16 protein-coding genes are annotated in these 17,465 nt (G+C 60.6%); 8 read left to right on the plus strand and 8 right to left on the minus strand.

From position 1 onward, the window contains the following. Positions 1 to 7 precede the first annotated feature (7 nt). From J2Y83_RS18200 to J2Y83_RS18210, 3 genes are read left to right on the plus strand one after another with little or no spacing between them, the layout of a single operon-like run. Positions 8 to 832, plus strand: a complete 825-nt coding sequence (locus tag J2Y83_RS18200) for a DODA-type extradiol aromatic ring-opening family dioxygenase (RefSeq protein WP_058822708.1) — start codon at positions 8 to 10, stop codon at positions 830 to 832. After that, positions 825 to 1,496: an alpha/beta hydrolase gene (locus J2Y83_RS18205; protein WP_253397285.1), complete on the plus strand. Its 672-nt coding sequence runs from the start codon at positions 825 to 827 to the stop codon at positions 1,494 to 1,496. Before J2Y83_RS18200 ends, J2Y83_RS18205 begins: the two co-directional genes overlap by 8 nt. An 18-nt stretch (positions 1,497 to 1,514) precedes the next feature. Beyond that, on the plus strand, positions 1,515 to 1,916 hold the full coding sequence (locus tag J2Y83_RS18210; RefSeq protein ID WP_058822706.1) for a DoxX family protein: 402 nt from the start codon (positions 1,515 to 1,517) through the stop codon (positions 1,914 to 1,916). Positions 1,917 to 1,982: 66 nt separating this feature from the next. Here J2Y83_RS18210 and J2Y83_RS18215 read toward each other — a convergent pair whose 3' ends face one another. Next, entirely contained in the window at positions 1,983 to 2,864 is an 882-nt protein-coding gene (locus tag J2Y83_RS18215; protein WP_058822705.1) for a LysR family transcriptional regulator, read from the minus strand. Positions 2,865 to 3,021: 157 nt separating this feature from the next. Between J2Y83_RS18215 and J2Y83_RS18220 the strand changes: the two genes are divergently transcribed. Genes J2Y83_RS18220 through J2Y83_RS18235 form a run of 4 tightly spaced genes read left to right on the plus strand, consistent with a single transcriptional unit; the run spans position 3,022 to position 6,675 of the window. Further along, positions 3,022 to 4,038, plus strand: a complete 1,017-nt coding sequence (locus J2Y83_RS18220; protein ID WP_253400414.1) for an LLM class oxidoreductase — start codon at positions 3,022 to 3,024, stop codon at positions 4,036 to 4,038. Then, a complete protein-coding gene (locus tag J2Y83_RS18225; protein ID WP_253397286.1) occupies positions 4,035 to 4,835 on the plus strand; it encodes a sugar phosphate isomerase/epimerase family protein in 801 nt (266 codons plus the stop codon). The genes J2Y83_RS18220 and J2Y83_RS18225 overlap by 4 nt, the downstream gene beginning before the upstream one ends. A 15-nt stretch (positions 4,836 to 4,850) precedes the next feature. After that, entirely contained in the window at positions 4,851 to 5,657 is an 807-nt protein-coding gene (locus J2Y83_RS18230) for a TIM barrel protein (protein ID WP_058822702.1), read from the plus strand. A 34-nt stretch (positions 5,658 to 5,691) separates the two neighbouring features. Continuing rightward, positions 5,692 to 6,675: an LLM class flavin-dependent oxidoreductase gene (locus tag J2Y83_RS18235; RefSeq protein WP_253397287.1), complete on the plus strand. Its 984-nt coding sequence runs from the start codon at positions 5,692 to 5,694 to the stop codon at positions 6,673 to 6,675. Positions 6,676 to 6,781: 106 nt separating this feature from the next. On the opposite strand, the gene J2Y83_RS18240 is transcribed toward J2Y83_RS18235, so the two are convergent. The 6 genes from J2Y83_RS18240 to J2Y83_RS18265 all read right to left on the minus strand — a co-directional run bounded on the left by J2Y83_RS18240 (position 6,782) and on the right by J2Y83_RS18265 (position 14,281). Then, positions 6,782 to 7,906: a glycerol dehydrogenase gene (locus J2Y83_RS18240; RefSeq protein ID WP_253397289.1), complete on the minus strand. Its 1,125-nt coding sequence runs from the start codon at positions 7,904 to 7,906 to the stop codon at positions 6,782 to 6,784. 38 nt (positions 7,907 to 7,944) lie between these two features. Further along, the gene (locus J2Y83_RS18245; protein WP_058822700.1) at positions 7,945 to 8,727 is read right to left on the minus strand and encodes a (S)-acetoin forming diacetyl reductase; all 783 of its coding nucleotides are present in this window, start codon (positions 8,725 to 8,727) and stop codon (positions 7,945 to 7,947) included. A 72-nt stretch (positions 8,728 to 8,799) separates the two neighbouring features. Continuing rightward, complete coding sequence (locus J2Y83_RS18250) at positions 8,800 to 10,131, minus strand: carbohydrate porin (protein WP_253397291.1); 1,332 nt, start codon at positions 10,129 to 10,131, stop codon at positions 8,800 to 8,802. A 105-nt stretch (positions 10,132 to 10,236) separates the two neighbouring features. After that, positions 10,237 to 11,685, minus strand: coding sequence for an NADP-dependent succinate-semialdehyde dehydrogenase (gabD, locus tag J2Y83_RS18255; RefSeq protein WP_253397293.1), 1,449 nt, complete (start codon positions 11,683 to 11,685; stop codon positions 10,237 to 10,239). Further along, positions 11,682 to 13,361 carry a flavin-containing monooxygenase gene (locus J2Y83_RS18260; RefSeq protein WP_253397295.1) on the minus strand — a complete coding sequence of 560 codons (1,680 nt, stop codon included), beginning with the start codon at positions 13,359 to 13,361 and terminating at the stop codon, positions 11,682 to 11,684. The genes gabD and J2Y83_RS18260 overlap by 4 nt, the downstream gene beginning before the upstream one ends. A gap of 119 nt (positions 13,362 to 13,480) precedes the next feature. Next, positions 13,481 to 14,281, minus strand: a complete 801-nt coding sequence (locus tag J2Y83_RS18265; RefSeq protein ID WP_058822696.1) for an SDR family NAD(P)-dependent oxidoreductase — start codon at positions 14,279 to 14,281, stop codon at positions 13,481 to 13,483. A 313-nt stretch (positions 14,282 to 14,594) separates the two neighbouring features. Between J2Y83_RS18265 and J2Y83_RS18270 the strand changes: the two genes are divergently transcribed. Then, positions 14,595 to 16,463: a sigma-54-dependent Fis family transcriptional regulator gene (locus J2Y83_RS18270; RefSeq protein ID WP_253397297.1), complete on the plus strand. Its 1,869-nt coding sequence runs from the start codon at positions 14,595 to 14,597 to the stop codon at positions 16,461 to 16,463. A 42-nt stretch (positions 16,464 to 16,505) separates the two neighbouring features. Here J2Y83_RS18270 and J2Y83_RS18275 read toward each other — a convergent pair whose 3' ends face one another. Continuing rightward, a complete protein-coding gene (locus tag J2Y83_RS18275) occupies positions 16,506 to 17,450 on the minus strand; it encodes an electron transfer flavoprotein subunit alpha/FixB family protein (protein WP_253397299.1) in 945 nt (314 codons plus the stop codon). Positions 17,451 to 17,465: the final 15 nt, after the last annotated feature.

Consider the following 17,465-nt stretch of genomic DNA (forward strand, 5'->3'; position numbering starts at 1 on the left):
ACGCACCATGAACACGTCATTCCCGCTGTTGTTTGTGTCCCATGGTGCTCCGCTGTTTGCCATCGAGCCCGGCCAGGCAGGTCCACGCCTGGCCCAGCTCGGTCGTGAACTGCCACGCCCTGATGCCATCGTCATCCTTTCTCCGCACTGGATGACCCATGGCGAAGTCAGCGTGACGTCGAGCACCGCCCCGGCAACCCTTCACGATTTCGGTGGGTTTCCCGACGCGCTGTACCAGTTGCAGTATCCGGCGCCCGGCGCACCGGCACTGGCGGCGCACATCGTCGAGATGCTGCAGGACGCCGGCTGGAAATCCCGCCTGGATGCCCGCCGCGGCCTGGACCACGGCGCCTGGGTCCCGTTGTTGTATCTGGCACCGCACGCCGACATCCCCGTGGTTCAGGTGTCGATGCCCGCCAGCCTCGATACCCGCCAGGCGTGGAAACTGGGCCAGGCGCTCAAGCCTCTGCGGGAGATGAACGTATTGATCGTCGCATCCGGCAGCCTGACCCATAACCTGTATGAGTTCCGCAGTGCCTCCGGCCTCGGCGCCGACTACGTCAAGGCGTTCGCCGCCTGGACCGCAAAGACGCTGCAGGCAGGCAACACCGAGTTTTTACTGGACTACAAACAGCACGCACCGTCGGCTGAACGGGCCCACCCGACGGATGAGCATTTCCTGCCGCTGCTCATCGCCCTCGGCGCGGCCGGTGAACACTACGACACCCGCGTGCTGCAAGGCGGCGTGAGTTACGGCGTGCTGTCGATGGACAGCTACCTGTTCTCGTCCGCCACCCCTCAACCTCATCAAGGCGTTACAGACCATGCGTGATACCCATTTTTCCGACGTCTGCCGCGAGCCACAGACCGGCCTGTCTTTGCGCAAGGGCGGCAACACAACCGCGCCCAAGGCCCGCTTGATTCTGCTGCATGGCGTGGGTTCCAACGAAGCGCACCTGGCGCCCCTGGCCGATGCATTGCCTGAGGCGCTGGAAGTGATCCTGTTGCGCGGCCCGCTGCAAATCGGCCCACAGGGTTTTGCCTGGTATCAGGTGAACTTCACCAGCAACGGCCCCTCGTTCAACCAGGAACAGGCTGAATCCAGCCGGCAACTGTTGAGCCGCTTCATTGATGCGCTGCCAGCGATGCCGACCGTGATCGCTGGCTTCAGCCAGGGCGGCATCATGAGCGCCAGCGTAGGGCTCACCGAGCCTGAACAGGTAGCCGGTTTTGCCCTGTTGAGCGGGCGCATGTTGCGCGAGCTTGAGCCACGCATCGCCTCCGCCGAGAGGCTAAAATCCGTGCGAGCATTCATCGCGCATGGTTATCAGGATAACGTTCTACCCGTCGCATGGGCGCAGGAGGCCGATACCTGGCTGGAACGGATCGGCGTCGTCCATGAAACCCATTTCTACAACATGGCCCACGAGATCGTCGCGCAGGAACTGGCGGATTTTTCTCAATGGCTGACTCAAACCTTGCCGCTTTCTCACTAAACAAAAAGGAACTGCACCATGATCGACTACCGTACTGCTCCCTATGCCGCCTTCGTTTTACGCCTTGCCTTGGGCATCATGTTCATCGCCCACGGCCTGACCAAAGTGCTGGTGTTTACCCCCGCCGGCACCGCAGGCTTTTTTGAATCCATCGGTTTCCCAGGCTTTCTGGCCTACCCGGTCATGGCCTTTGAAGTGATCGGCGGCCTGATGCTGGTACTGGGCATCTACGCGCGCTGGATCGCCGCCCTGGCCGTGGTTCAGTTGTTTGTCGCCGCCACCGTACACTTCGGCAACGGCTGGAGCTTCACCAACGCCAATGGCGGCTGGGAATATCCGATCTACCTGTGCGTCACCGCGTTGGTCGTCGCGCTGCTGGGTGACGGTGCCTTTGCCGCGAAGTCCTCCAGCAAAGCCTGATCGACTCGACTCAGACCCGCCGATGCTCCGTAAAAGCGGGCGCGTCGGCAGTTTGCGTTGGGCCGTTCAGGTCAGGCGCAACGACATGAAACTGACAAACGCCTTGATCTTCGGCAACGGCTGGCGGCTGGACGGCCAGAGGATGCTGAAGGTGCGGTGGTCGCTGAGGTGACGGTCGAGCAGCGGCACCAAGCGCCCGGCGGCAATCGCTTGTTCGACGAAAAAATCCGGCAGGCACGCGATGCCAAGCCCCGCCTCGGCCATGGCGAGCAACGGTTCGATCGCATTGGCCGTGGCGGACTGCCCCAGCTCAACGCTTTGCTGGCCGTTTTTTACCACCAGAGGCCAAGGGTCAAGCTTACCGCTGGTGGGATAGCGGTAACGCAGGCACGAATGGCTGGACAGCTCCGCCGGCCGTGAGGGCACCCCGCGAGTCGACAGATAGCCGGGAGACGCCACCAGGCGATGGCTGTAGCCGTTCAGCGTGCGCATCATCAAGCGCGAATCCTGAACTTCGCCGATGCGCATCACCGCATCAAACCCCTCCTCGATGACGTTGACCAATCGGTCGCTGAACTCCAGTTCGAGCTCGATCTCCGGATAGGCCTGCTGAAACGCAATCAAGTGTGGCATCAGGCGCATGCCCAACTGCGGCAAACCAAGGCGCAACTTGCCTTGGGGCTTGCCGGCGGCCTGGGTGAGTTCACGCTTGGCCACTTCGTACTCGGCAAAGATCCGATGGCAACGTTCCAGAAACAGGCTGCCTTCGGACGTCAGCGTAATGGCGCGGGTAGAGCGGTGAAACAAGCGCACGCCCAACTCTTCTTCCAGCCGTGCCACCGCCTTGCCAACCGCCGAGGACGATACCCCGGTGCGGCGTCCGGCCTCGGTAAAGCTGCGGGTTTGCGCGGCCTGTACGAATGCGCCGAGCGCTCCAAAATGATCCATGGCCACCTCAGGTTATTTGAGCGTTTTATTCACAAATGATCGGAACTTCATCCTATTTTTCTTTCGAATCATACAACTTATAGTCGGCGCAATCGTGACTTCAACCGCTGCAATGCTCAGCGAAGCCACCGCCGTCCGACTCTACGAGACTCCTCGAATGACCTCGATGCCGTCCAACCTCGTGCTTGCGCCCGAGCTCAAGCAACACCCCGGCTATGCTCGCGTGTTCCAGCCCGGCCACTTGACCTTCGGCTTTATCGCACCGCTGGAAAGCTACCCCAACAGCCCTGGCCCGACCCTGCAGGACCACGCGCATATGGCGCAAAAAGTCGATGAGGCGGGGTTTTCTGCCATCTGGCTGCGAGACGTGCCCTTCTACGACCCGAACTTCGGTGACGTCGGCCAAATCCTCGACCCACTGGTCTACGCCGGCTTCCTCGCCGCCGTGACCCAGGACATTGCGATTGGTACCGCTGGCATCGTCTTGCCGCTACGCGATCCGCTGATTGTGGCCAAGCAGGCAGCAAGCGTCGATCAATTGCTCGGCGGGCGTTTCATCATGGGCCTTGCCACCGGCGACAGGCCGGTGGAATACCCCGCTTTCGGCCTCGACTTCGACAACCGCGCCGAACGATTTCGGGATGCACTGGCGATCATTCGCGCCACCACGCAAACCCACTGGGCCACCCACACGTCGCGTTTCTATGGGCAATTGAACGGCGATATCGACCTGGTGCCCAAAGCCTTCGGCGCGCGCATGCCCACGATTATCGTGGGCCAGGCCGGGCAGTCGCTGGAGTGGATCGCGCAGCACACCGACGGCATTCTTTCGTACATTTCCAACCCGGCATTGATCCCGCAGATCATCGAGCGCTGGCGCGCCGCCTGCGGCCCCAACGTCTACAAGGCGTATGGCTACGGCACGCTGTTCGACCTGGACCGTGATCCCGACCATCCGCTGCAGGCGGGGCGCGTGCTGCGTGCCGGTCGAAACAGCCTGATCGAACACTGGAAACGCCAGCAGGACCAGGGGGTCGGTCACGTTGCCCTGCACTTCAAGCCCCAGCACCGCCCGGCCGCGGAAGTCATCGACGAGCTCGGTGAATACCTGCTGCCGCACTTTCCCAGCGCCGTCTTACCCGTCGAGCCATCGCCAGCACAGGCCCACTCATGAATCGCACGTTGCATCATATGGATTTCATCTTCCAGACCACCCTGGGCACCTATCCCTTGGCCGCGCAATGCGAAATGCTCGCCGAGCTCGGCTATCAGGGCATGACCATGTCCGCGTGGAGCAAAGACCTGAAGTCGATCCCCCAAGTAAAACCTGCGTGGGGCCTAGATGTGGGCGCGGTGTACCTGATCTATCGCAAGGGTCTCGAAGCCGTTGTGATCAATGTGTTCGAGACCCTCGAAGGCTGCAGCACCATCGAATTGGCCCTGCATTCCGGCGACGACGTCACGAACTTTGATCGCCGGATGCTCGAGCGCCTATTGCCGATCTGCGAGCGCCGTGGGTTGGAGATCAACCTTTACCCACACGCACGTTATGGCCTGCAAACCACCACTCAAGCGGTGGCGTTGTGCAAGGAATTCAATCATCCGCGCTTGAACATCGTCTTCAACGGTTACCACTGGTACGCAATGGAGGAAAAGGCCCTGGAGCAGCGCCTCGACGCCCTGTGGCCATGGCTCAAACAGGTGAACATCGCCGGCACGCGTCGCTCCCCACTCGGCTGGGGCGGCCTGGCCACCATCGAACCGTTGGATGAGGGTGAAATGGACAACTTCGTGCTGCTCGGCGCCCTCGAACGTCGGGGCTTTGCAGGACGCTTCGGCGTGCTTGGCTGGGAAAGCATGGGCGGTGACGTCTACGGCAATCTGCGCCGCTCCGTCACGGCCTTCCGCTCCATGGAACAGCGCTTGACCGCCCACCCCGAATGGGCCGTCCTCGCCGACGCGCCTTACTGAGTCAGGAGAGCCGCCATGACTCATCGTATCCATGCACTTGACTCGTTCTTTTACTCGTCCATGGGCGTGTATGCCTTCCAGACCCAGTGCGAAATGCTTGCCGAACTCGGCTATGACGGCATTACCGTCGCGGCCTGGGGCGGCACACCGCTGACCGATCTCTCGCTGCTGCCGAACGTGCCACAACAACATGGCCTGCGGATCGAAGGGCTGTACCTGGTGCTGCATGAAGGACGCAACGACGCGCTGATCCAACGCCTGGTCGAAACGGTCGAAGGCGTCGAACTGATAGAGCTGGCCGTGCAGACGTCGGTCAACGGCCACCCCGCGATCATGCGCTTCATCGAATCGCTGCTGCCGATTGCCGAACGTCGCGGCTTACGCATCGCGTTGTATCCGCACTTGCACCACGTGACCCAGACCACCGCGCAGGTGGTCGAGATCTGCCAGCACTTCGCACACCCGCGCCTGGGCGCTTCGTTTAACGGCTACCACTGGTACGCCAGCCAGGAAGGCGAATTGGAGCAACGTCTGGCGGCAATGAAGCCCTATCTGATGCAAGTGGTCACCTCCGGCAGCGCGCTGTCGCAACTGGGTTGGGGTGGCGTGGCCACCATGGAGCCCGTTGATCGGGGCGAGATGGACAACTTCGCGCTGATCGCAGCCCTCAATCGCGTCGGTTACACCGGCAGCCTTGGCGTGCTCGGCTGGGATTACGGCGGTGACATTTATCTCAAGCTGCAGCGCTGCCTGGCCACCCTGCGCGATATCGACCAACGCCTGGAACACCACCCTTCCTGGGCGGACTTCCCACTCAAATAGTGGCCTGTCCAATCACCTTGAAACGGAGCCTGCAATGACAGCCTTGTCTGTGCTTGACCTGATGATGATCGGCGAGGACAAAACCTTCGCCCAAACCCTGGATGAAGCGGTCGCCCTGGCGCGACATGTGGAAACCCACGGCTACAAACGCTACTGGATCGCCGAGCACCATGACTTGCCGGGCATCGCCTCGTCGGCAACCAGCCTGCTTATCCAACACCTGGCGGCGAACACCACAACCCTGCGCGTGGGAGCCGGCGGCATCATGCTGCCCAATCATTCGCCGCTGATGGTGGCCGAACATTTCGGCACCCTGGACACCCTGTTCCCCGGGCGCATCGACCTCGGAATCGGTCGCGCACCGGGCTCAGCCGGACCGGCGATCCGGGCATTGCGCGGCGATGCCTCCGAGCGCGACTTCACCCAGGACATCCGCCAACTGACCGACTACCTGGCCGATGAAGGTCGTCAGCCTGTAAGGGCGATCCCCGGCAAACACAATGTCCCTCTCTGGCTATTGGGCTCGAGCCTGAACAGTGCCGAACTCGCGGCAAAATCAGGGCTGCCTTATGCGTTCGCCTCGCACTTCGCCCCGCATTACCTGATGGATGCCATTGCGTATTACCGCCACAACTTCCGTCCCAGCGCCACGTTGCAGCAACCCTATGTGATTGTGGGCGCCAATGTCTTCGCCGCGCCCACTCGCGCTGAAGGCGAGTACCTGGCCAGTTCTCACCGCCAGTGGGTCAGCCGCCTATATGCAGGCAAACCGGGCCCCCTGCCACGGCCCGAAGAAGGGTATATGGAGAGACTTGCCGAACGCGACCGCTACAGCCTGGCCCAGGCAATGGCCTGTACCGCGGTGGGTGACCAGCAGGATGTGAGCGATTGGCTGCGCCGGTTCATCGACACCACCCAGGCTGACGAGGTGATGATCGACGCGCGGATCTATGATCCCCAAGCACGCTGCCGCTCCTACCAACTGGCCGCCGAATCGATTGCGGACTTATTGGACTGATGCCGCTGGTGGCACTCAGCCTGCCGCTGAAACGCCTCAATAGCGCAACCCGCCTTGAGGCGTCGTCAATCACTCAACCCGGTTGACGACGCCGGCGCGCTGGAAACTAGTGCGCACACTTCTTCTGTTTAAAGGCGCGCAACATTGCATCCGTTGCCACTATGGCGTCATAGACCAGATTGGGCGTGACCGTAAACGGCATGTTGTGAATCGTGTCGTTTTTATCACAGGCCACCTCAGCCACCTTGCGCCACTCCTCCTCTTTGAAGGTCTTCAGGCCCAGGTCCTCCAGTGTCAACGGCAAGCCGACTGCAATCGCAATATCCACGACCTCCTCGATCTCCTCCATGGAGGCAGCTTCCATCACCAGTTGCGTGAACAGGCCAAATACCACCTTTTCACCATGCTGTGCGCCATGGAGATCATGCACGGTGGTCATCCCGTTATGAATCGCATGCGCCGCCGCGCAGCCGCCCGACTCGGCCCCCACCGCAGACATGTAAATGGTCGCCTCAATGGTATTTTCCAGCGCAGACGTAATGACTTTATTCTCAACGGCATAAGCCGCCTGCGCCGAGTATTTCTTGATGGTTTCATAGCAGGTTTGGGCAATCGCAAAACCAATCAATGTCGGCTTCAACATGTTCCCGTCATTGCCCAGTATCAGGTTGTCGCGTTGCGCGGCAAAACAGGCTCTGGCCTCAAAGTAGGTGGCCAAGCCATCCCCTACGCCAGCCGCAAAAAATCGCGCTGGCTGTTCTGCCAGAACCCGCGTGTCCGCCAACACCACGTCAGGATTCTTGGATAAAAACAAGTAGCGATTGAACGTATCGTCGTCATTGTAAATCACTGAAATCGCCGTGCATGGCGCATCCGTAGAGGCGAGCGTCGGCACGATCAATACCGGTTTTCCCAAGAAATGCGCGGCCGCCTTGGCCGTATCAAGGGTCTTGCCGCCGCCGATACCGACAATGTAGTCAAAGTTACGGGCAGCCTGAACGTGCTTATCGATTTCACTGTCCGAACATTGCCCGCCAAACACGACCAGTTCAGCCGCCTGTTCATTCGTGAATCCCGGCAAGGCTTTCTCATGAACGCGGTTAACAATGAACTGATCACAAATCAAATACGCATTGGCCCCATACGGTTTGCCATGCAGGGATAAATCCATTAATGCGTCGGCCTGCAGCAGGAATTTAGCTGGCGATGCAATGCCCTTGGTAATATTCATCTCATCTACCCTCACGTTGTACTTGGCGCCTTAAGCGCTTAGTTGAATACCATTCCACCATCGATAATCACGGCCTGGCCGGTCATGTAGTCCGAATCCGGACCGGACAGGAATGACACACAGGCCGCTACATCTTCCGGCTGCGAAAGTCGCTTCAACGTAATGTGCTGGGCAAACTGCTCCATCCCCCACTCCACGCTTTGATTGGCGTTGTCCGCGACATCCTGGGCAACTTTGCGCATCATCGGCGTGTTGACGATGCCGGGGCAGTAGGCGTTCACGGTAATGCCCAGGTGGGCCAACTCTCGGGCCGCAGTCTGGGTGATGCCACGCACGGCAAACTTTGTCCCGCCATACACCGCCAGGTCCGGATTGCCGATATGACCGGCCTGGGACGAAGCACTGATGATTTTACCGCCGTGGCCCAGGGTTTTGAATGCGTCCACTGCAGCCTGAATGCCCCATAGAACGCCACCAACGTTGATATCGAAGGTTCTGCGGTACATCTCGGGCGTAATCGCTTCAATCGGGGCGATTGGCGCGATGCCGGCGTTGTTGATGACCACATGCAGGTCGCCAAGGCCATCCACCGCTTCCTTTACAGCCTTGAAGACATTGTCTCGATCAGCCACATCCACGCTGATGGCCAGGGCTTTGCCGCCGGCTTTGTTGATGCGTTCGGCGACCTGACGAGCGGTTTCAATATTCATGTCCGCGCAGGCCACGGCAAACCCATCTGCCGCCAACCGCACGGCAATGGCCTCACCGATCCCTTGACCGGCGCCGGTAACAAACGCAACTTTTCCCAAGGACTTGCTCATTTTTATATTCCTTCTCAATCGTGATGGGGATATTGGCTAGCGATGACTGACGGTTCAGGTGCAGACAACGGCTTAAAAGCTCGCTTGCAGTTTCAGGCCGGCGACCCAGGCGTTATCCACTTCATACACACCGCCAGGATTGCGCACGTACTGCACGTTCGGGCGCACAGTCAGCCAGTCGGTGACATGCACGCCATAGTTGAGCTCGATGTTGTATTCGCTGTGCTGCACCGGGACGTAGAGCGGGTCGTCGTAGTCGGTGATGCCCGTGCTGTCATTGATCAGGCGCTGGCGCTTGGTGACGTCGTCGTTGACCTTCAGGCGGGCAACCCCCAGGCCGATGTCATCCTTGGGACGCGCATCGAACGGGCCTTTGTAGACCGCACCGATGTTCTGGAAACTTTCGATGCTGCTGGTGGCCTTGTCATGCACGGTCAGGCTGGCAAACACACTCAACCCCCGTGATGCATCGCCATGATGGGCGGTGAATTGCTGCTGGCCCATGATCCACGCACCGTGTTTGCTGCTACGGGATTTGGGCGCCTGGCCGGTCAACGCCTGCGGTGCGCCGTTGATATCCTCGTACACGTCATTGGCGGCGGCGCTGCTGTGGTAGTAGCCCAAGCGGTATTCACCGGGCAACGCTTGCTGGCCCACCGTTGGCTTCCAGATCACTTCGACCGGCACCAAGGCGCCTTTTGTGCCACTGCCGCTGAGCTTGAAACCGTTGCCGGTGCTCAGGTACGACGGGTTCTGCTCATACGCCCCGACCTGCACCGCCCACTGTTCATTCAGGTTGTAGCGAACGCGCGCCCCCCATTGGCTGACGGGGCCGCTGTACCAGACATCTCCGGCCACGTTACCGATGGGCGCACTGCAGAACGACAAACTCTGGAAGTCGCACGGGAAGCTGGCAAAGTCTTCATTGACTCCCAAACGGCCCAGCTTGAGATCCAGGGCGCTGTCGAAAAACTTCTGGCGATACCACATCTGAGTCAGGCGCCAGGTCTGTCCCCTGCCCCACACTTCCTGCACCGAGCTGAGCTGCGGGGCGCGCGGGTCGGAGACGCGTTCGTTGGAGAGGTTATTGCCATTGCGCTCCGTCACCAGCAGTTGGAACTCGGCGTCGTTCCAGCCCAGCAACTTTTGCAGGTCCAGGTGAGTGCCAAGTGCCCATTGCGCGGTGTAGCGTGCGGTGCGGTCATGGTTGTAGCCGCCGTGAACGTTGGTGGCCCCTTCACCGACGTAGCCAACGATCACGTCAACGCCCTGTTCCAGCAGCTCACTGCGTAACCCGCCCCAATCACCCGTGCCCCATTGCGAGGAAGGGTCAGCGGCGGATGCGGGTACAGCAATGCACGACAGGAGCCCAAGCCCCAGCGGCAGTTTCCAAGCGATGTTCATGTCGATATTTCCTATTGTTTTTATGTTTTACGACACAGCGTGAAGCGGGCCGCGGGGCAAGGCCCGCACGGCCATCAAGCAAAAAACGGACAGCGACGGATCAGCTCAAATGCCGGCCAGGCACAGGTATTTGATCTCCAGGTAATCCTCAAGGCCGTACTTGGAACCCTCACGACCGACGCCCGAGGCCTTGACCCCACCGAACGGCGCGGCCTCGGAGCTGATGATTCCGGTGTTGACCCCGACGATGCCGTACTCCAGCGCCTCGCCCACCCGAAACACGCGACTCAGGTTGGCGGTATAGAAATACGCCGCCAGGCCGAACTCGGTGTCGTTGGCTTTTTTGATGACTTCGGCGTCATCAAAAAAGCGGAACACCGGCGCCAGCGGGCCGAAGGTTTCTTCCTTGGCCACCCGCGCGTTGTCTGGCACGTTCACCAAGATGGTGGGCTCGAAGAAGTTCTCGCCCTGAGCATGCGCGCCGCCGCCCTGGACAACCTTGGCGCCCTTGGCCAGCGCATCCTCGATATGCTCGCGCACCTTGGCCACGGCCTTGCCGTCGATCAGCGGCCCGAGGGTCACGCCGTCGGTAAAACCATCACCGACCTTCAGGGCCGCGACCGCCGAGGTCAGCTTGTCGACGAACGCGTCATACACCTTGTCATGCACGTACAGGCGGTTGGCACACACGCAGGTTTGCCCGGCGTTGCGGAATTTGGAGGCCAGCGCACCGTCCACGGCGGCATCGAGATCGGCATCCTCGAACACGATAAACGGCGCGTTGCCGCCCAGCTCCAAGGAGACCTTTTTGATGTCGTGGGCGCATTTCTCCATGATCTGGCGGCCGATCTCGGTGGAGCCGGTAAAGGAAATCTTGCGCACCACCGGGTTGCTGGTCAGCTCTTCGGCGATCTCCGCTGCGGCGCCGGTAACCACCGACAGCACGCCCTTGGGAATGCCCGCCAACTCGGCCAGGTAGACCAAGGCCAAGGCCGAGAACGGCGTCTGCGAGGCCGGCTTGATCACCATCGTGCAGCCGGCGGCCAGGGCCGGCCCGGCTTTGCGGGTAATCATCGCGCTGGGGAAGTTCCACGGCGTAATGGCGGCGCACACGCCCACCGGTTGTTTGATCACCAACAGGCGTTTGTCGGTCGCGCCGGGGATCAGGTCGCCATAGACGCGCTTGGCCTCCTCCGCGTACCACTCAATGTACGACGCACCAAAAACGATTTCGCCCAAGGCTTCCGGCAACGGCTTGCCCTGCTCCAGGGTCATGATATGGGCCAGGTCGTGCTGGTGTTCGATGATCAGGTCGTACCAGCGGCGCAAGGCATTGGCACGGGCCTTGGCCGAGAGTTCGCGCCAGGCCGGCAACGCACGCTCGGCGGCCTCGATGGCCCGGCGGGTTTCCGCCTGGCCCATGCGCGGGACTTGGCCGATGGTCACACCGGTCGACGGGTTGACCACGGTGATCGTGGCCTCGTTGTCGGCAGCCAGCCACACGCCGTCGATAAAGGCCTGATGGCGCAAGAGCTGGGGGTTGTTCAACGTCATTGCTGATTCTCCGTTACACGACGCGGTTGCGCGCCTTCGACACTCACGGCCTTGAACTTGAAGCCCAGGTAGTCGTCGTGCTTGACCGCCGCCAGCTGTTCGCTGAACGCGCCCAGGCCACCCATGTAGAAGTACACCTTGTTGCTTTTGCCCGGGATGTTCGCGCCGAAGATCCACGAGTCGGTCTTGGCGAACAGCGTCTGGTCAGCGATGTCCTGGCAGATAACTCCCCATTCCTGCTCGCTTTGCGCAGAGGGCTCCACGCAGGCCAACTCGTTCTGCTCCATGAAACCAATCAGGTCGGACACCCACTCCACTTCGGTTTCAATGGTCGGTGGAAGGTTGGTAAACGGACCGTTGGGGCCCAGGATCATGAACATATTGGGGAACTTGGCGGTGGCGACCGACAGGTAGCTCGACGGGCCGTCAGCCCAGTGATCCTTCATCGAGACGTTGTCGCGCCCGCGAATGTCGATGCGCTTGTAATTGCCGTCCACGGCATCGAAACCGGTGGCGAACACCAGTACATCCAACTCGTGCTCGACCCCGTCCGCCGTGCGAATGCCCTTGGCGGTGATTTCTTCAATCGGGTTGGCCTTGACGTCCACCAGCGACACATTGGGGCGATTGAAGGTGGCGTAGTAGCCGCTGTCGCACAGCGGACGCTTGGCGTAGAGATCGCGCGGCATCAACTTGCGGGCAGTTTCAGGGTCCTGGACGATTTCAGCGATTTTCTCGCGCACGAAGTTCTGGGCTTCGATGTTGGCTTCTTCGCTGGTGGCAATGTCGTTGAAGGTCTGGAACATGTAGCGGAAACCGCCGCCACCCTCCCAGGCGCGCTGGAAGATGGCTTTGCGTTCGGCGGCGCCCACGCTCATGGTGGGGATGTCGCTCTCCGGGAAGCCGAACGCCAGCCGCGAGGAACGCACTTCCTTCCAGATCGCATCGTAGTTGCGCTTGATGTCGTCGACGTATTCACGGCTGACCGGGCCGTTGCCTACCGGCACGGTGTATTGCGCGGAACGCTGGAACACCGTGAGGTGACCGACAGTCGGCGCGATCGCGGTAATGACTTGGCAGCCCGTGGACCCAGTACCGATCACGCCCACCCGCTTGCCTTCGAGCACGGCATCGGCCGGCCAGTTGGCGGTGTGGTACATGTGCCCCTTGAATTGGTCCAGGCCGTTGATCTTCGGCACGTTCGTCGCCGACAGCAGGCCCAGTGCCGTCACCAGGTACTTGGCGCTGTATTGATGGCCGTCATCGGCGGTGACCAGCCAGCGACTGCTGTGCTCATCGAACACCGCAGCGGTGATGCCGGTTTCCAGTTGGATATCACGACGCAGGTCATGGCGATCAACCGCGTGATTGAGGTAGGACAGAATCTGCGGCTGGGTCAGGTAGCGCGTGGTGATATCCCACTCCTGGCACAGCTCGCGATCCCAGGAGAAGCAGTACACAAACGATTCACTGTCGGATAACGCGCCAGGGTAGCGGTTCCAGAACCAGGTGCCGCCGATACCGCCGGCCTTGTCGAAGGCACGCACCTTCAGGCCCAGTTCATCGCGCAACTTCTTGAGCATGTAAATGCCGCCGAAGCCTGCACCAATCACAATGGCGTCGTAGTGGATGATGTCGGTGCCAACCGAACGTTTGGCCAGAACTGTAGTTGTCATTATGTTCTCCTGTTTCGATCAGTGCGCCTGCGGCTTGAACAAAGCTGCAGGCAAGCCGTATCCGTTCCCCCGAATCAAGGTTTCAGGGGACGTAAACTCAATAAGTAAGCGGGGTTCAACTAAAGCGAGAAGCCGCCATCAACGGCGATCGCCTGCCCGGTCACGTGGGGCGCGCAGGCGAGGTAAACCGCAAGTTGGCCCATGTCTTCCACGGTTTGCGCTTCGCCTTGGGGCAGCAGGCTGGACTGGTGCCGTTCCCAGGACTGCACTTCGGTTTCGCCAGGCTGGGCCCAGCGTGCGGAAAGCCCTTCGTCACCGCGCCACATGCCGGTGCCGACCACACCCGGACAAAGGGCGTTGACAGTGATGCCCTCGCGGGCGACCTCTTTGGCGAAGGCGTTGGTAAATCCAATCACTGCAAACTTGGAGGCGCTGTAGTGGGACAGGTCCGGGAAGCCGACTTTGCCGGCAATCGACGCCAGGTTGATGATGCGGCCGAAGTTGTGCTCGCGCATCAACTTGAGCTCGGCCTGGCAGCAGAGGAATACGCCACGGGCGTTGATGTTCATGATGCGGTCCCACTCGCTGACCGCCAGCTCGTCAACGCGGCCAAGGCTGACTACACCTGCGTTGTTGACAGCCACATCCAGGCGACCAAATTCTGCCCGAACTTGCTCGATCAGGCTGACGACGCTCTCGGGCTTGCTGACGTCAACTTGCAGGGCTACCGCCCGACGACCCAAGGCCCGTACCAGGGCGGCGGCCTCTTCGGCGATGCCCAAGTCATAATCAGCAAGCACCAGGTCTGCGCCTGCCTGGGCCAGGCTCAGCGCAATGCCCTGGCCAATACCACGACCGGCACCCGTCACCAGGGCAACCTTGCCGTTCAGGGAGAAATTCACAGCATTGAATTCGCTCATGTACTGCCTCTGTCATTATTTTTGTTGAGTTGCGACCGTTCGACGCGGCCTGCTGAGACTGACAGAGCAAGGCGAATGCCAATACCGTAATACTTGGCTGTAAAGGCCGGAATAGAGGGATCGTCAGCTTAATTAACGTACCCCGCGTCAATGCCTGCGCAAGACATAACCGCTCGTACCTTGCGTGGGACGCTGCGAATACTGAGCGGTTATGTCTCACCGGCACCGGCTGACGGATTCAGCTTGAAGGGATCGGCCAAGCCGCCTTTAATGGCCATCAACAGAAAAATAAGATCCAACCTTCGGAGGTACCATGTCCTCTGGTTTTTCGAAGACTCATGTGGAACACGTGAGTCGCGTATTGCGCACTGCCCAACATGCACCGACCCTGCCGGTGCCCAATGCCATCCTCGATTCCTGGCGACGCTCGGTACAGCACTACAAGCTCGACCCGGGTTCATTACAGGGCCCGAGGGTTCTTGAGGCCCACCAAATCCATGAACACCGCCAGCGTGTCGACGACTTCCTGCACCTGGCAGGTGACGAAATGTCACGGTTGCACAGCCGCGTAAGAGACGCCGATTACTGTGTGATGCTCACCGATACGCTGGGCTGTACCGTCGACTACCGGATCGAGTCAGCCCTGCGCGGCGAGTACCGCCGTTCCGGCATGGACGTCGGCACTTGCTGGTCGGAAAAGGAAGAAGGTACGACAGCTGTCAGCGCGGTGTTGATCGACAAACTGCCGGTCACCGTGCACAAGCTGGATCACTTCCGTGCGGCGTTCATCGGCAACACCTGCTCTGCGGCGCCGATATTTTCACCCCGCGGAGAGATCCTGGCGGTATTGGACGTCTCTTCGGTTCGTGCTCCGGATGACCGGCGCAGCCAGTATTTGATTCGGCAAATGGTCATTCAAAGCGCCACGGACCTCGAAAATGCCTACTTCATGTACAGCACCCAAGATCTATGGGTGTTACGTGCTCACCCCCTGCCAGGTTATGTCGACAGCCAGCCTCAATGCCTGTTCGCCTGGGACCGTGATGGTCGGATTGAAGCGCTCAACCCTGCCGCGCGGCGCCTGCTGTTGCAGCGCTGTGGCCGGATCCCCGCGCATATCGACGAAGCCTTCGCCTCAGCGCAACTGCCCGCCGCCGGGGATGACAGCCTCCACTATTTGCCGTCGATGGGGCTGCATGTGCGCCTCAAGATGCCTCGCCGGCCCATCAGCGCCCCCGTGGTCAGCCATCCGGCGTCAGCGCTCGACCCCAAGGTTGCGCAGGCGTTGGAGCTGGCGGTACGGGTCAAGGATCGTGGCCTGCCAGTGTTGATCCATGGTGAAACCGGTGCAGGCAAGGAACACTTTGCATTGCAACTCCATGCTGCCAGCAAGCGCCGTGACAAACCCTTTGTTGCGGTGAACTGCGCGGCGATTCCCGAGAGTCTGATCGAGAGTGAACTGTTCGGTTATGCCGCAGGTGCCTTTACCGGCGCCTCAACCAAAGGCATGCGTGGCTTGTTGCAACAAGCCGATGGCGGCACCTTGTTTCTCGATGAGATCGGCGATATGCCCCTGCCCCTGCAAACCCGCCTATTGCGGGTGCTCAGCGAGGGTGAAGTGGCCCCCTTGGGCGGAGCTCGCACCCAGTCCATCGATATTCAGGTGATTTGCGCCAGCCACCGCGATATCGCCACGCTGGTTGAAACCGGCAGCTTTCGTGAAGACCTGTTTTTCCGCCTGAGCGGCGCACGCTTTGATATACCGCCGCTACGCGAACGCAAAGACAAACTGGCGTTGATCAACAAACTGTTGGGCGACGAATGCCAGCGCTCAGGCGAACGCCTTGAACTGAGCGAAGCTGCACTGGAAATGCTCTTGAACTACAGCTGGCCCGGCAACATGCGGCAACTGCACCACGTACTGCGTTACGCGTGCGCCGTGTGTAAAGGCCAGGTGATCGGGGTGGATGATCTGCCGGTGACGCTCGGCGCGAGCGCGCCGGTAAAGGGCCAGGAGACCGTCAGCGGCAGCCCGGAGCGCCAGGCTTTGATCGACACGCTTGTGCGCAATCGATGGAAACCCCTTTTGGCCGCCCAAGAACTGGGGATCTCCCGTGCAACGCTGTACCGCAAGGTCAACTTGCACGGCATCAAAATGCCAGGCAAGGGTTCGTACAACTGAACCTGCGGCAGGCGCGCTCTTCGCCCGCCTGCCGACTGGTTATTACAGCGCCTGTTGCAGCGCCGGTACGGCTTCGAACAAGTCCGCCACCAGGCCGTAATCAGCCACCTGGAAGATCGGTGCTTCTTCGTCCTTGTTGATCGCCACGATCACCTTGGAGTCTTTCATGCCGGCCAAATGCTGGATCGCACCGGAAATACCGACCGCGATGTACAGCTGTGGCGCAACGATCTTGCCGGTCTGGCCGACCTGCATGTCGTTGGGCACGAAACCTGCGTCGACGGCCGCGCGGGAAGCGCCGACCGCAGCGCCCAGCTTGTCGGCCAGGGCGTACAGGTGCTTGAAGTTGTCACCGTTCTGCATGCCACGCCCGCCCGAAACGACGATCTTGGCAGCGGTCAGCTCAGGACGATCCGACTTGGCCAGCTCTTCGCCAACAAAGCTGGAAAGGCCAGCGTCGTGGGCAGCGGAGACGGCTTCAACGGCAGCCGAACCACCTTCGGCGGCAACCGGGTCGAAACCGGTGGCACGCACGGTGATGACCTTGACCGCAGCGCTCGATTGCACGGTGGCAATGGCGTTACCGGCGTAGATCGGGCGCTTGAAGGTGTCAGCGCTTTCGACCGAGATGATCTCGGAGATCTGGTCAACGTCCAGTTGCGCGGCAACGCGCGGCAGGATGTTTTTGCCGTTGGAGGTAGCGGCGGCCAGGATGTGGCTGTAGCCAGCACCACCCGCCTCTAAACAAAGAGCAGCTACCAGAGGCGCGACGTTTTCCGGCAACTGGTGAGCATAAGCGGCGTTGTCGGCCAGCAGTACTTTGCTCACGCCGGCGATTTTCGCCGCGGCTTCAGCCACGGCGCCAGCGCCCTGACCGGCAACCAGCACGTGGATGTCGCCACCGATTTTCGCAGCGGCAGCCACGGTGTTCAGGGTGGCCGGAGCCAGTACCTTGTTGTCGTGTTCTGCGATTACCAAGATAGTCATGATTCGGCTCCCCAA

The sequence above is a fragment of the Pseudomonas marginalis genome (genome assembly GCF_024169655.1).
GTDB lineage: Bacteria > Pseudomonadota > Gammaproteobacteria > Pseudomonadales > Pseudomonadaceae > Aquipseudomonas > Aquipseudomonas paraveronii.